Genomic DNA, 12,515 nt, shown 5'->3' on the forward strand with positions numbered 1-12,515 from the left:
GTCATCAGCGGCTGCAGGTTGGCTGCGTTGCAGGGCAGGCGGCGAGCCAGTAAGCCGCGTAATTGATCGCGCACGCAGCCGCGTTCCCTGGCGCACTCAGGCCACCAACACGGCCGGCACCAGCACCAGTGCGCTGCGTAGCAACGTATCAATGCCGCGCATCAGCCTGGCTGGTGCGCGTAACCGGGCAGACGGCATGGGTTCGCTTTCGCGTGCAGCGTGCGCGGCGCGCGAGCGAGCGAGCAGCCTCATGCAGGTGCCTGCTCTGCGACCGGTTGCGACTGCGGAAACGGTATACAGTGGACCGACACTCTCGCAGGCCCGCGCATAGGCATGGATCATCCTGCACTAGCCGCAGCCGTGGCAATTCTCGAACGACAGGTCGCTGCGGGTGCTGAAGCATCGACGATCGCGTCCACCGTCGTGGCGATGTTGCAGCAAATCGACAAGGTGCTGACTCCCATCCTTGGACCGCGCGGTGTCGCGGCGCTGTTCAAGCGTGCGCTGTTTCTGACCAAGGACGAGTTTCCGTGGTTGGACGAGGCCTTCGTTGCGGTCGAGGCGTCCGATGACCGCAATGCGGTCGAGACCGTCGGCGTGGTGCTGCGTCAACAGCGTACGGAGACGGCCGCCGCTGGCGGCGCTGCCTTCGTGCACACCTTCCATGCGGTGCTGGTCAGCATGATCGGCCCAACCTTGACCGAGCGCTTGTTGCGTTCGGTCTGGGTCACTTTTTCCAGCGGATTTTCCGCGCAGGACATTCCATGAGCAGCAAAGTCGCCATCCACTGCCTGCAGACCGGCGTACCCGGGCTCGACGAGGTGCTGGGTGGAGGATTGCCCGAGTTTTCGTTCAATCTCATCGCCGGCCCGCCCGGATGTGGCAAGACCACGCTGGCGCATCAGCTGATGTTCGCACTGGCAACGCCGGAGCGTCCTGCACTGTATTTCACCGTGCTGGGCGAGCCGCCGTTGAAGATGCTGCGCTACCAGCAGCAGTTCGACTTCTTCGACGCCGAGGCGATCAGCAGCGCGATCCATTTCATCAATCTGTCCGAAGAAACCCTGGCCGGCGATCTGGACCAGGTGCTGCTGCGCATCGTGGCCGAGGTGCAGGCACATCGGCCGGCAATGGTGTTCGTGGATTCGTTCCGTTCGGTGGTGCTGGCCAGCAATGCCGACGGCAACGTGCACAACAACCTGCAGCGTTTCGTGCAGCAGCTGGGCATGCTGATGACCAGCTGGCAATCCACCACCTTCCTGATCGGCGAGTACTTCGTGGAGACCGATGCCAACCCGGTATTCACGGTCGCCGACGGGCTGATCTGGCTGCGCCAGAGCGTGCAGCGCAATTCGATGGTGCGCAAGCTGGAGGTCATGAAGATGCGCGGCAGGCCGTCCCTGCCGGGCTTGCACAGTTTCCGCATCGACAGCGCAGGCCTGCGCGTGTTCGCCCCAATCCCCAGCGTGGGCGGCCGCCAGGATGCGTTGCCGGCGCACGTGGCACCACGTCTGGGCATGGGAATCGACGGGCTCGATGCCATGCTCGGCGGCGGATTGCCGCAGGGCTATTCGCTGCTGGTGGCCGGGCCGTCCGGGTCGGGCAAGAGCCTGCTGGCAGCGGCATTCCTGATCGAAGGCGTGCGCAACGGCGAGACCGGGGTGCTGGCGCGCTTTGAACAGCATGGCCCGCGTTCGCGCATCCCGGCGCTGTCGGCGCTGATCGCCGGTGGTCAGGTCGCGGTGGTGGACAGCCGCGCGCCGGACCTATCGATCGACGAGATCCTGGCGCTGCTGCTGCAGGAAATCGCGCGCCTCGGCGCCTCGCGCGTGGTGATCGATTCGCTGTCCGCATTCGAGCTGGCGCTGGCGCCCACCTTCCGCGAGGACTTCCGCGAATCGCTGTCGCGCCTGGTGGTGGCCCTGGCCGGCACCGGCGTGACCGTGGTGATGACCTCCGAGCTGGAGGACCGTTACACCGATCTGCGCTTCAGCCCCTACGGTACCGCGTTCATGACCGACGCCATCATCGTGCAGCGCTACGTCGAAGTGGACAGCCGGCTGCGGCGCATCCTGGCGGTGGTCAAGGTGCGGGCCAGCGCGCATTCGGACGAGCTGCGCGAGTTCCATATCGACCAGGCCGGTCTGCATCTCGGTGCGCCGTTGCTGCAGCAGGAAGGCCTGCTCAGCGGCAGGTCCACCCGCAAGCCGGCTGCCGCCGACGGCGGATGAGCATGGAGCAGCCGCCCCGCAACGCCGATACGGACCTCGCCAGGCGCGAGCTATCGGAGCTGCGGCGCCAGACGCGCAGCGTCCGGCGGCAACTGCGGCATCTGCATCAGGATCTGGCGAGTCTGAAGAGCCAGTTGCCGTCTGCGCTGCATACCGACCTGCAGGCTGCCAACGAACAGCTGGTGCTGTCCTCGTTGCTGGCGCACAGCAAGCTGGACGACCACGCGCACGCATTGCGCGAAGCGGCGCGCAACGCCAACCGCGATCCGTTGACGCAATTGCCGAACCGCGCGCTGCTGTTCGAGCGGCTGGAACAGTCCATCGTCGCCGCGCAGCACCAGAGCACGCGGATTGCCTTGCTGTTTGTGGACTTGAACGATTTCAAGCGCATCAACGATCTATTCGGGCACAGCACCGGCGATGAATTCCTGCGCCTGGCCGCGCAGCGGCTCACTGCGGCGGCGGCGCCCTCGGGCATCGTGGCGCGCTACGGCGGCGACGAATTCGTGGTGTTGCTGGACGGTGTCGACAGCCACGATGCGGCCGCCACCATCACCCGCCAGCTGGTGCAAAGCCTGGACACGCCCTGCCTGGTCGGCAAGCACGAGCTGCACCTGGGGGCGAGTATCGGCATCAGCGTGTACCCGGACGATGGCGAGACCGGGATGACGCTGCTGCAGCATGCCGACGATGCGATGTACTGCGCCAAGCGCAACGTCGCGGCGCGTTTCATGTTCTACCGCGATTGCATCGCCCTGGACCTGGAGCATGCCGCTCCGGCGCCGGCCGCTGCCGATCCGCGACCGTTGCCGGATGATCCGCACGATGCGCTGCGTCAGGCCAATAGCGCCTTGATCCTGGCCGCGCTGAGCGCCCAGCAGTTGCATGCGGCAGCCGAGCAAGGGGTGCAACGACAGAACGAGATGCTGGCCTTCGTCGCGAATGAATTGCGCAATCCGTTGACCCCGATCCTGGTCGCCAGTTCGATGCTCAACAGCCTGCCCGGCGCCGAGTTGCCGCGGATGCGGCACATCATCGAGCACGAGGTGCAGCACATGACGCGCCTGATCGGCGACCTGCTCGATCTGTCGCGCGTGCGCACCGGCAAGCTGCGCATCCTCAAGCAATCCATCGACCTGCATGCGGTTATCGAAGAAGCCGCGGCGGCGTGTCTGCCGCTGATCACCGAACGCCAGCAATCATTCGCGCTGCGTTTGCCGCCGCAGCCGACCCTGCTGCGCGGAGACGGTGTGCGCCTGTCGCAAGTGCTGCGCAACCTGCTGGACAACGCCTCCAAATACACTCCCGAAGGCGGCCGCATCGGCCTGCAGCTGAGCCTGCACGGCCGCCGCGCCATCATCGTGGTCAGCGACAACGGCATCGGTATCGGCGGCGACGCGCTGCAGCGCATCTTCGAGCCGTTCATGCAGGACGACCACGCGATCGGATTCAACGGTGCAGGCCTGGGGATCGGCCTGGCAGTGGTGCGGCAGATCGTCGAGGTGCACGGCGGCAGCGTCGTCGCCAGCAGTGACGGCATCGGCAAGGGCTGCACCTTCACGCTATCCCTGCCATTGGGCCGGCGTCCGCGTAGCCCACGGGTCCAGCGCAGCCAGTGAGCCTGCCCAGGTGCACGGCGGCGCGCGCAAGCTGACGGCGACCAGAGGTGTGTGCCTGGCAACACCCGCGGCGTCGCTGCGCGAAATCGCTGCACAGCGCCCGTGCTTACGCCTTGTCGACCCCGTAGTGGGTCAGGCCCAGTCGGGCCAGTTCGCCGGAGCGTCGGTAGTAGACCTCTTCCCAGCCATCCACGCGCTGGCGGTCGGTCTCGCTCATCGCGTCGAGAATGTCTTCGATGCTGAGCAGGTTGGGGTCTTCTTCCAAGCGTTCGAATACCGTGCCCAGGCCTTCGATCGCCTGGCGCGCCTGCGCTGCGCCCATCGCGCCCAGTCCCTGCAATGCGTCACGCCGGGTAGCGGCGTCCCAGCGGTCGAAGTAGCGTGCATAGCCGCTCTCGCTCATGTCCGCATCCAGCCGCGCCAATGCCACCAGCTCGCGCTCGCCCGGCGACAGGGCATCCATGCGTCCGCGCAGCGCGGTCAGTTTGGTTTGCGCACGTGCGCTGCGGCGGCGCCACAGCAACTCGGGCATGTTGAGCAGCCCCTCTTCCGTGGGCGGCGCCACCGCCGGCCAGTTCACTCCGAAGCCGTCGTCGGTAAGCTGCCATTGCGCGCGCTGCGGCGGCGTTGCCTTCAACAACAGCCGCTGCGCCTTGATCGGCTCGTCGATGCGGATGCCGTTGGCCAGGGTGAACAGCAGGCGGGTGTCGTCCAGCTCCAAGCGCCGGATGCGAAGCTGCGTCAGGTCCATTGAGCGAAGGCGGTATGGGGAGGTTTGACCATAGTCCGGCTCGGCGGTGGTGTCGAGTCGGTGCAGCCTCACACGTCGCCGTCTGTACTCCAGCCTTCGCCGCTGCCGCGCTGGATGACCCGATCGGTGTCCAGCACCTCGCCGGCCGGCACCTGCGCCTGCTGCGCAAGATCCGCATAGATCGGGGTGAAATCCGGCGCGGTGGCGCTCATCAACTGCGCAAAGCTGTCGATGACGAAGTAGGTCTTCTGGAAGCTGTCGATGCGGTAGCGCGTGCGCATGATGCGTTGCAGGTCGAAGCCGATCCGGTTGGGCGCCGGCGATTCCAGCGAGTGCAGCGATTCGCCCTTCGACGACACGATGCCGGCACCAAAGATGCGCAGCCCCTGCGGCGTGGCGATCAGGCCGAATTCCACCGTGTACCAGTACAGGCGGGTGAGGTTCTGCAGCGCGTCCGCGCCGATGCCGTGCGCCTTGACCCCGCCACGGCCATAGGCCTGCATGAAGTCGGCAAACAGCGGATTCATCAGTAGCGGCACGTGCCCGAACAGGTCATGGAACAGGTCCGGTTCGGCGATGTAGTCGATCTGATCGGGGCGGCGGATCCACCATGTCACCGGGAAGCGCTTGTTGGCCAGGTGCTCGAAGAAATCCAGCTCCGGCAGCAGGCCCTGCACGCCGACCAGGGTCCAGCCAGTGGCCGCCTGTAGCACCGCATTGAGCGCATCGAAACGCGGAATGTGGGTCTCGCCCATGCCCATCGCATCCTGCGCCTGCAGGAACTCGTCGCAGGCGCGGTCGACCAGCAGCGCGCGCTGGCGGCGATACAGGGTGCCCCAGGTGGCGTGGTCGTCGGCGCTGTAGCCATCCCACGGCTGCTCGACGACGGCGGTGGTGTAGACCGGCACATAGCCCTTGTCGGTGAGCTGATTCTCGACGCGTTGCGGTGCGATGTTCATGCGGCGGCGGTTCCCGATGATCAGCGCTCACCTTAGCCCGACGGTCGCGCAACGGGATTGCGAATCTTGCGTGTCCGATGCTTCCGGGCGCAAGATTCGTGCGTCATCCTCTGCTGCTGCGCAACATATGGACCAGCCAATCGCCCTGGACCGCACCGATCTGCGCCTGCTCGCCCTGCTGCAGACGCAGGGCCGCAGCAGCAATGCGGAGCTGGCGGTGCAGGTCAATCTGTCGGCCTCGGCCTGCCTGCGCCGCACCCAGCGGCTGGAGGCGGCCGGCATCATCGCCGGCTACGGCGCGCGCCTGGATGCCAAGGCGCTGGGGCTGGGGCTGCAGGCCTTCGTGCGGGTGCAGCTGGAGCAGCACGGCCAGGCCGATATCGAACATTTTGCCGAGGGCGTGCGTGGCTGGGACGAGGTGGTGGCCTGCTGGGCGCTCACCGGCGACATGGATTACCTGCTGCAGGTGCAGGTGCGCGACCTAGAGCATTTCTCGCGCTTCCTGCTCGACCGCCTGCTCAATGCGACCGGCGTGTCCGACGTCAATTCCAGCTTCGTGCTGCGCACGGTGAAAGCGCCGGAAGGCCTGCCGCTCTCGCATCTGGGCTGATCCGGCGGGCTGTGAGGCAGGCACACGCACTGTGACTTGCCTCTCAAACGATAACGATTTACATTTGCGTAACATCCGGCTGCGCCCGGCATGTCTTCTCGTCGATCCGCCAGCCCGACAGGGCCAGCCAGCTCGTCGCCCGAGTGGGACGCGCCGCGCATGCCTGCGTTTTTTTGCCCGGTGACGCCGCGCGTCCCGCACCGATCGACGAGAACCCTCCAATGCCCGCGATTTCCGCTCCCCTGGCCACGTTGTCCGCTGCCTTGCTGTGCGCGTTGGCGCTGACGCCCTGCGCTGCCCGTGCTGACGATGCCGCCGCCGATGCAAGCAACGCCAAGACGCTGGACCAGGTCAACGTCAACGGCGCGGTGAGCCGCGCGCAGCCGGCCACCACCACACGCCTGCCGCTGACCCTGCAGGAAACGCCGCAATCGGTGAGCGTGATCGGGCTGCAGCGGCTGGAAGAGCAATCGCTGTTCAGCATCGACGATGTGATGCGCAACGTCACCGGCGTCAACGTGTCGTTCTACGACACCCAGCGCCCGCTGTATTTCGCACGCGGCTTCCAGATCACCGACTTCCAGGTCGATGGCCTGCCCACCTACAGCGGTGCGACCAACCAGGAATACGACACGGTCTTCTACGACCGCATCGAGGTGATCCGCGGCGCCAACGGCCTGCTCACCGGCGCCGGCATTCCCTCGGCCACGGTCAACCTGCTGCGCAAGCGCCCGGGCAAGGACTTCGATGCCTCGTTCGCAGTCAGTGCCGGCACCTGGGATTTCCGCCGCATGCAGGCCGATGTCAATGCGCCGCTGACCGAAGACGGGCGCTGGCGCAGCCGCGTGGTCGCGGCCTGGCAGGACCGCGACTACTACTACGACCGTTACCACGACAACAAGATGTCGGGCATGGCGGTGCTGGAAGGCGACCTGACCGACAGCACCACGCTCACCGTCGGCTATCAGCGCCAGGACAACAGTCCGATCGGCTCGACCTGGGGCACGGTGCCGTTCTTCGCCGCGGATGGTTCGCCGGCCAACCTGCCGCGCTCGACCAACATGGCGCCCAAGTGGAGCCGCTGGCAGCGCGAGACCAGCACCGCCTTCGCCAACCTGGAACAACGCTTCGGCGAGGACTGGTTGCTGCGCGTCAACTACGCGCACACCAAGGGCGATGTGCAGAGCCTGCGCGTGTACGGCACCGGCTATCCGGCCGCCGATGGCAGCGGCATCTTTCTGCGCACCGGCGCCGGCGAAACCAGCGACGCGCGCGATGGCGTGGACGTGTACCTGTCCGGCGGTTTCTCGTTGTTCGGCCGCCAGCACGATGTGGTGGTCGGCGGCAGCTGGCAGGATCTGCAGTCGACCTCCTACGGCGTCGCGCAGACCTATCCCGATGACTGGGCGAGCTGCCCTAACGACTTTGGCCCGCCCGAGCGCTGTTATTTCATCCCCAATATCCGCAACTGGGATGGCGATATTTCCGAAGTGACCTATGCGCGGACCGGCCGCCGCAGCGAAGCGCGCACCACGCAGCGCGGCGTGTATGCCTCGACCCGGTTGCGTCTGGCCGACCCGCTGTCGCTGATTGCCGGTGCACGCCTGAGCTCCTGGGAAACCCGCACCCAGGCCTTCGACGCCAGCGGCGCCTACACCGGCACCAGCGGCCGGTACGAGGTGAGCGACGAAGTCACCCCGTATGTGGGACTGGTCTACGACATCGTGCCGGATGTGTCGCTCTACGCCAGCTATACCGAGATCTTCAACCCGCAGAATTACCGCGACAAGGACAACAACCTGCTCGCCCCGGTGGAAGGTTCCAACCTGGAAGCCGGCATCAAGGCGCAGTTGTTCGACGGCCGTGCGATGGCCACCGCCGCCGTGTTCGAGGCCAAGCAGGACAACTTCGCCGTGCGCGACATGACCCAGCCGGAATCCTCGCTGCCGGACGGCAACTCGGCCTACATCGGCATCAACGGCACCAAGAGCCGTGGCTGGGAAATGGATTTCAACGGCGAAATTCTGCCCGGCTGGACCGTCAACGCCGGCTTTACCCACGTCAAGGTGACGCGCCCGCCCACCGATGCGATCTACGCCAACCTGCCCGAGGATTACCTGCAGCTGTCCACCCAGCTGCGCCTGCCCGGCGCCTGGGAGCGCCTGAGCATTGGCGGCGGCGTCAGCTGGCAGAGCGCTGTGCGCGGCTTCAATATCGAGCGCCCCACCGGCGACGGTACCGGCGCCACCACGCCGGTGACCGTGGTGCAGAACCCGTATGCACTGGTGCACTTCAACGCCAACTACCGCATCAGCGAGCAATGGACCGCCACGCTGGCGGTACGCAACGCCTTCGACAAGACCTACTGGGCCAACCTGGATTACCAGAACTACGGCGAGCCGCGGTTTGTCAGCGTGTCGTTGCGTTGGCGCTATTGAGGCGTTGCCCATGAAGTCCGGGCTTGAGGCGTTGCCCATCAAGGCCAGGCGTTGCTACGGGTAAGGCATCGCGGCCAGGGCCGCTCCTACAGGAGCGGTGCTGGCCGCGCCGACGTTACCCAATACACCCGAAGACCGCCCCGCCATCGTAGGAGCGGACCCGGCCGCGACCCCATCCCGCCTCAGCGCACCTGAAAAAAATGCCACGCCGTCGTAGGAGCGGCCCAGGCCGCGATCCCCTCCGCGGCACATCTCAGCGCACCCGAAAAGAACCGCCGCATCCTTGCAGGAGCGGCCCAGGCCGCGACCTTGTCCGGCACACCCTCGGTGCATCAACACAAGGCATCAACAACGCAGTCGCCTACGCATCGGCTTTAAATGCGCGCGTCTCGAAACAGGCGCCCACGCCCACTCAGCTCCGCATGACCTCGCGCGGCACCCGCATCAGCTGCGCATCGCACCGCCTCCGCCTCACGGCGCCACGCAAGCCTCGTCCTTGCCGCGCAGTTTCTGCCAGCGCGAGCGCTCTTGCAGGCAGCGCTGATACGCCTCTGCCTTGGCCGCGGCAGCCTGCTCGGCGGCGGTGCGGGTGGCGCTGCTGCGCTGCGCCTGCAACTGCGCGATCTTGGCGCGGATCTGCGGCATCGCCGCCATCGCGGCACGCTCGCCTTCCAGGATGGCGGCGCCACGCTGGTTGAAATCGGCCGAGCCGATGTCGTTGACCTTGGGGCGGATCACCACATCGGCACGCTTGAGTTCCGCCTCGCCCAGGCGCTGGCCCATGATCGAGATCGACTGGTTGACGGTGCCGAGCAGATCGCCGGGATTCTTGCCGCTGGCCTTGCTGGAAATATCCACCGCCACCACGAACTCCGCACCGAGCTGGCGCGCCGCATCCACCGGCACCGGGCTGACCACGCCGCCGTCCACATAGTGGTATTGGCCGATGGTTACCGGCTCGAACACGCCGGGAATGCTGCTGGATGCGCGCACCGCCTGGCCGGCATTGCCGCGCACGAACACGGTGCGTTCGCCGTCTTCCAGCCGCGTGGCGACCGCCGCGAACGGCTTGCGCAACTTGTCGATCGGCTTGCCGCCGAGCTGTTCGTTGACGTAGTCCTGCAGCTTCTGGCCCTGCACCAGGCCGCCGGAGAAGATCCGCACATCGCGGATGCTGGTCTGGTCGAGCGCGACGGCCTTTTCCTGCATCTGGAACGCATCCATGCCGCTGGCATACAGCGCCCCGACCACGCTGCCGGCGCTGGTGCCCGACACCACCACCGGGGCAAAGCCGTTGGCCTCGAGCATCTTGATCACGCCGATATGCGCAAAGCCCTTGGCCGCGCCGCCACCGAGCGCCACGCCGATCTTCACCGGTTTGACCGCGCCGGCAGACGGTGCCTGCACCACCGGCGCCGGTGCTGCCGGGCGCGGCTCGCCACCGCAGGCCGAGAGCAGACCGAGCATGGACAACAGGGCAAGCGAGCGTGGGCGGCGGAGCGCAGTCATGGCGAAAACGTCGATGGGAAAGGCGAGGGAGAATACACGCGTGCCGTCACGGTGGCGCTGATGGTTGGCGTGCGTGGAGATTGTTCAGAACGGCATCGTTTGCAGGCGTTGCACTGCCTTGTCCCGGCAAGAAGGGCGAGCCGTTCATTCGGGCGATGGCCGCAGCCACCTGCACGGGCCGGGGGCGCGGAGCGGGGGGTGAGGGTAAGGAGCGAGGCCACATGGGATCGCAGCAGGCTTCGCCGGTCCCCTCATCCGGCGCGACGCGCCACCTTCTCCCGGCAGGAGTAGGGTGCCGGCATAGCCGCCGGCCGCGTCACCCCATCAAAACCGGTTGTCGCCATCCAGCAACCTTCCCAGGCCGCCCAACATCGAGCCTTCGCCGCGTTGCTGTCCACCGGCCTGCGGGGCGGCCTGCAGCATGCGGCCGGCCATGCGCGAGAACGGCAGCGATTGCAGCCACACCTTGCCGGGGCCGGTGAGGGTGGCCAGGAAGACGCCTTCGCCGCCGAAGAACATGCTCTTCAGCCCGGCGACGCGGCGCACGTCCATGTCCACGCCGGCGTGGTAGGCGACCACGCAGCCGGTGTCCACATCGATGCGTTCGCCGGGGCCGAGCTCGCGTTCCACCACGGTGCCGCCGGCATGCACGAAGACCCAGCCGTCGCCTTCGAGCTTCTGCATGATGAAGCCCTCGCCGCCGAACAGGCCGGTGAGGATCTTGCGTTGAAACGCGATCCCCAGCGACACGCCGCGCGCGCCGGCCAGGAAGCTGTCCTTCTGGCAGATCAGTTGCCCGCCATGCTCGGACAGGCGCAGCGCCAGCACCGTACCCGGATAGGGCGCGGCGAATGCGACCCTGGCCTTGCCGCTGCCGGCATGGGTGAACACGGTGGTGAACATGCTCTCGCCGGTGACCACGCGTTTGCCGGCCGACAGCAGCTTGCCCATCAGCCCGCCGCCGCCGCTCTGGCCGGCATGCGAGCCGTCGCCGAACACGGTGTCCATCTGCACCACGGCGTCCTTGTACATCAGCGCGCCGGCCTCGGCGATGGCGCTTTCGCCCGGGTCCAGCTCGACCTCGACGAACTGCATGTCGTTGCCGACGATGCGGTAGTCGATCTCGTCGGCGCGCCCGGCTGCGCCGGTCAGCGGTGGCGGCAGGCCGCTGCCGCCCTGCAGCTCGGCCAGCTGGCGGGCCGGTGTCCAGCCATCGAGTCCGTCGCGCCAGGCCAGCGCGTCGGGCTGGCGCTGGGCATGCGCGCGGGCGCTGGCATCGTCGATCGGGCCGACGCGATCGGCCTGTCCGGGAACATGGAAATACCACTGGGCCATCGGGACGACTCCTGTCTGTGCGTGCGCCGAGTCTAAGCGCAGCCGCGGTGACGGCGTCCCGTGTCCAAGGTCATGCCTTGAGGGCGCGGTCGGCCGCGGTTGTGGCCTGTAAGGAACGCGTGGCTGCCGGCTGTCGTCGCGTAGCTTGCGCAAGGTCCCCGGGCTGCGTGCGCGGTAGCGCGGATGGTGCTTACTCGCCCACCGTCGCCCAATAGCGCTCGCCGTCGCGCTGCACCCGCACCGGGCCGCCGAACACGTCCGACAGGCTGGCGTCGGTGAGCAGCGCATCGCGCGGACCATCGGCCACGACGGTGCCGGCACGTAGCAGGATCACCCGCGCGATCTCCGGCACGATTTCCTCGATGTGATGGGTCACCAGGATCAGCGTGATGCCTTGCCGGGCCAGGTGACGCATGGTGTCGAGCAGGTGCTGTCGCGCCACCAGGTCCAGGCCGGTGGACGGCTCGTCCAGCAGCAGCGCCTGCGGGCGGTTGACCAGTGCACGCGCGATCAGCACGCGGCGGGTCTCGCCGGCCGACAGTTCGGCAAATTGCCGGTCCAGCAACGGCAGCGCGCGCGCCAGGGCCAAGGCTTCCCGTGCCCGCGCGCGCATGTCGTCGCTGATCTCCCGATGCGGTGGCACCACATAGCTGGCGAAGAAACCGGACAGCACCGCGCTTTCCACATCCAGCCCCGGCATGTCGGCCAGGTTGACGCTGAGGTCGCCGGTGACGATGCCCAGCTGCGAGCGCAGGCGATCCACCTGCCAGCGCACCTGCCCGAGCACTTTCACCGCCGCCTGGCCGTCGGCGCGCACCAGCGGATACAGCTCGCGGGTGATCAGTTTGATGAAGGAGGATTTGCCGCAGCCATTGGGGCCGAGGATGGCGGTGTGCTGCCCCAGCGCGATGCGCAGGCTGAGCGCATGCAGCACGCGCACCTGGCCGCGCATCACGCTGGCCTGGTCGAGCTCGATCAACGGGATGGCGTTGGCAACAGCAGCAGGATCGGTGGACATCTCGGCAGTAACCGTCATACGGGTGACATCAGGCGCAGTGGGGAG

Annotated in this window: 10 protein-coding genes; 5 read left to right on the forward strand and 5 right to left on the reverse strand. The window is 67.0% G+C overall.

Annotated features, from left to right (window positions below; all coding sequences use genetic code 11):
- The first annotated feature begins 360 nt into the window (after nucleotides 1–360).
- From ABQY64_RS00920 to ABQY64_RS00930, 3 genes are read left to right on the forward strand one after another with little or no spacing between them, the layout of a single operon-like run.
- Complete coding sequence (locus tag ABQY64_RS00920) at nucleotides 361–768, forward strand: hypothetical protein (protein ID WP_349779657.1); 408 nt, start codon at nucleotides 361–363, stop codon at nucleotides 766–768.
- Complete coding sequence (locus ABQY64_RS00925; RefSeq protein WP_184353014.1) at nucleotides 765–2,231, forward strand: ATPase domain-containing protein; 1,467 nt, start codon at nucleotides 765–767, stop codon at nucleotides 2,229–2,231. Before ABQY64_RS00920 ends, ABQY64_RS00925 begins: the two co-directional genes overlap by 4 nt.
- 2 nt (nucleotides 2,232–2,233) lie before the next feature.
- On the forward strand, nucleotides 2,234–3,850 hold the full coding sequence (locus ABQY64_RS00930) for a diguanylate cyclase domain-containing protein (protein ID WP_349779658.1): 1,617 nt from the start codon (nucleotides 2,234–2,236) through the stop codon (nucleotides 3,848–3,850).
- Between the two features lie 106 nt (nucleotides 3,851–3,956).
- On the opposite strand, the gene ABQY64_RS00935 is transcribed toward ABQY64_RS00930, so the two are convergent.
- The gene (locus ABQY64_RS00935) at nucleotides 3,957–4,601 is read right to left on the reverse strand and encodes a DUF4375 domain-containing protein (protein WP_184230582.1); all 645 of its coding nucleotides are present in this window, start codon (nucleotides 4,599–4,601) and stop codon (nucleotides 3,957–3,959) included.
- Nucleotides 4,602–4,669: 68 nt separating this feature from the next.
- Nucleotides 4,670–5,560, reverse strand: coding sequence for a phenylalanine 4-monooxygenase (phhA, locus tag ABQY64_RS00940; protein ID WP_024939508.1), 891 nt, complete (start codon nucleotides 5,558–5,560; stop codon nucleotides 4,670–4,672).
- Between the two features lie 127 nt (nucleotides 5,561–5,687).
- On the opposite strand from phhA, the gene ABQY64_RS00945 reads away from it, so the two are divergent.
- Together ABQY64_RS00945 and ABQY64_RS00950 are read left to right on the forward strand one after the other, a co-directional pair.
- On the forward strand, nucleotides 5,688–6,170 hold the full coding sequence (locus ABQY64_RS00945; protein WP_039814299.1) for an Lrp/AsnC family transcriptional regulator: 483 nt from the start codon (nucleotides 5,688–5,690) through the stop codon (nucleotides 6,168–6,170).
- A gap of 221 nt (nucleotides 6,171–6,391) precedes the next feature.
- Entirely contained in the window at nucleotides 6,392–8,608 is a 2,217-nt protein-coding gene (locus ABQY64_RS00950; RefSeq protein ID WP_039814296.1) for a TonB-dependent siderophore receptor, read from the forward strand.
- 471 nt (nucleotides 8,609–9,079) lie between these two features.
- Here the strand turns inward: ABQY64_RS00950 and ABQY64_RS00955 are convergent, their stop codons facing one another.
- From ABQY64_RS00955 to ABQY64_RS00965, 3 genes are all read right to left on the reverse strand, one after another.
- Nucleotides 9,080–10,117, reverse strand: coding sequence for a patatin-like phospholipase family protein (locus tag ABQY64_RS00955; RefSeq protein ID WP_047129912.1), 1,038 nt, complete (start codon nucleotides 10,115–10,117; stop codon nucleotides 9,080–9,082).
- Between the two features lie 324 nt (nucleotides 10,118–10,441).
- Nucleotides 10,442–11,452, reverse strand: a complete 1,011-nt coding sequence (locus ABQY64_RS00960) for a TIGR00266 family protein (protein WP_349779659.1) — start codon at nucleotides 11,450–11,452, stop codon at nucleotides 10,442–10,444.
- A gap of 190 nt (nucleotides 11,453–11,642) precedes the next feature.
- On the reverse strand, nucleotides 11,643–12,488 hold the full coding sequence (locus tag ABQY64_RS00965; protein WP_016901219.1) for an ABC transporter ATP-binding protein: 846 nt from the start codon (nucleotides 12,486–12,488) through the stop codon (nucleotides 11,643–11,645).
- Nucleotides 12,489–12,515 lie beyond the last annotated feature (27 nt).

Origin of the sequence: Xanthomonas sp. WHRI 7065 (genome assembly GCF_040203115.2) — a bacterium.
GTDB lineage: Bacteria > Pseudomonadota > Gammaproteobacteria > Xanthomonadales > Xanthomonadaceae > Xanthomonas > Xanthomonas arboricola.

Bases quoted from the DNA above. Each gene is read 5' to 3' on its own strand.
- ABQY64_RS00925 (WP_184353014.1), top strand. From the start codon at position 765: ATGAGCAGCAAAGTCGCCATCCACTGCCTGCAGACCGGCGTACCCGGG.
- ABQY64_RS00930 (WP_349779658.1), top strand. From the start codon at position 2,234: ATGGAGCAGCCGCCCCGCAACGCCGATACGGACCTCGCCAGGCGCGAG.
- ABQY64_RS00935 (WP_184230582.1), bottom strand. From the start codon at position 4,601: ATGGACCTGACGCAGCTTCGCATCCGGCGCTTGGAGCTGGACGACACC.
- phhA (WP_024939508.1), bottom strand. From the start codon at position 5,560: ATGAACATCGCACCGCAACGCGTCGAGAATCAGCTCACCGACAAGGGC.
- ABQY64_RS00945 (WP_039814299.1), top strand. From the start codon at position 5,688: ATGGACCAGCCAATCGCCCTGGACCGCACCGATCTGCGCCTGCTCGCC.
- ABQY64_RS00950 (WP_039814296.1), top strand. From the start codon at position 6,392: ATGCCCGCGATTTCCGCTCCCCTGGCCACGTTGTCCGCTGCCTTGCTG.
- ABQY64_RS00955 (WP_047129912.1), bottom strand. From the start codon at position 10,117: ATGACTGCGCTCCGCCGCCCACGCTCGCTTGCCCTGTTGTCCATGCTC.
- ABQY64_RS00960 (WP_349779659.1), bottom strand. From the start codon at position 11,452: ATGGCCCAGTGGTATTTCCATGTTCCCGGACAGGCCGATCGCGTCGGC.
- ABQY64_RS00965 (WP_016901219.1), bottom strand. From the start codon at position 12,488: ATGACGGTTACTGCCGAGATGTCCACCGATCCTGCTGCTGTTGCCAAC.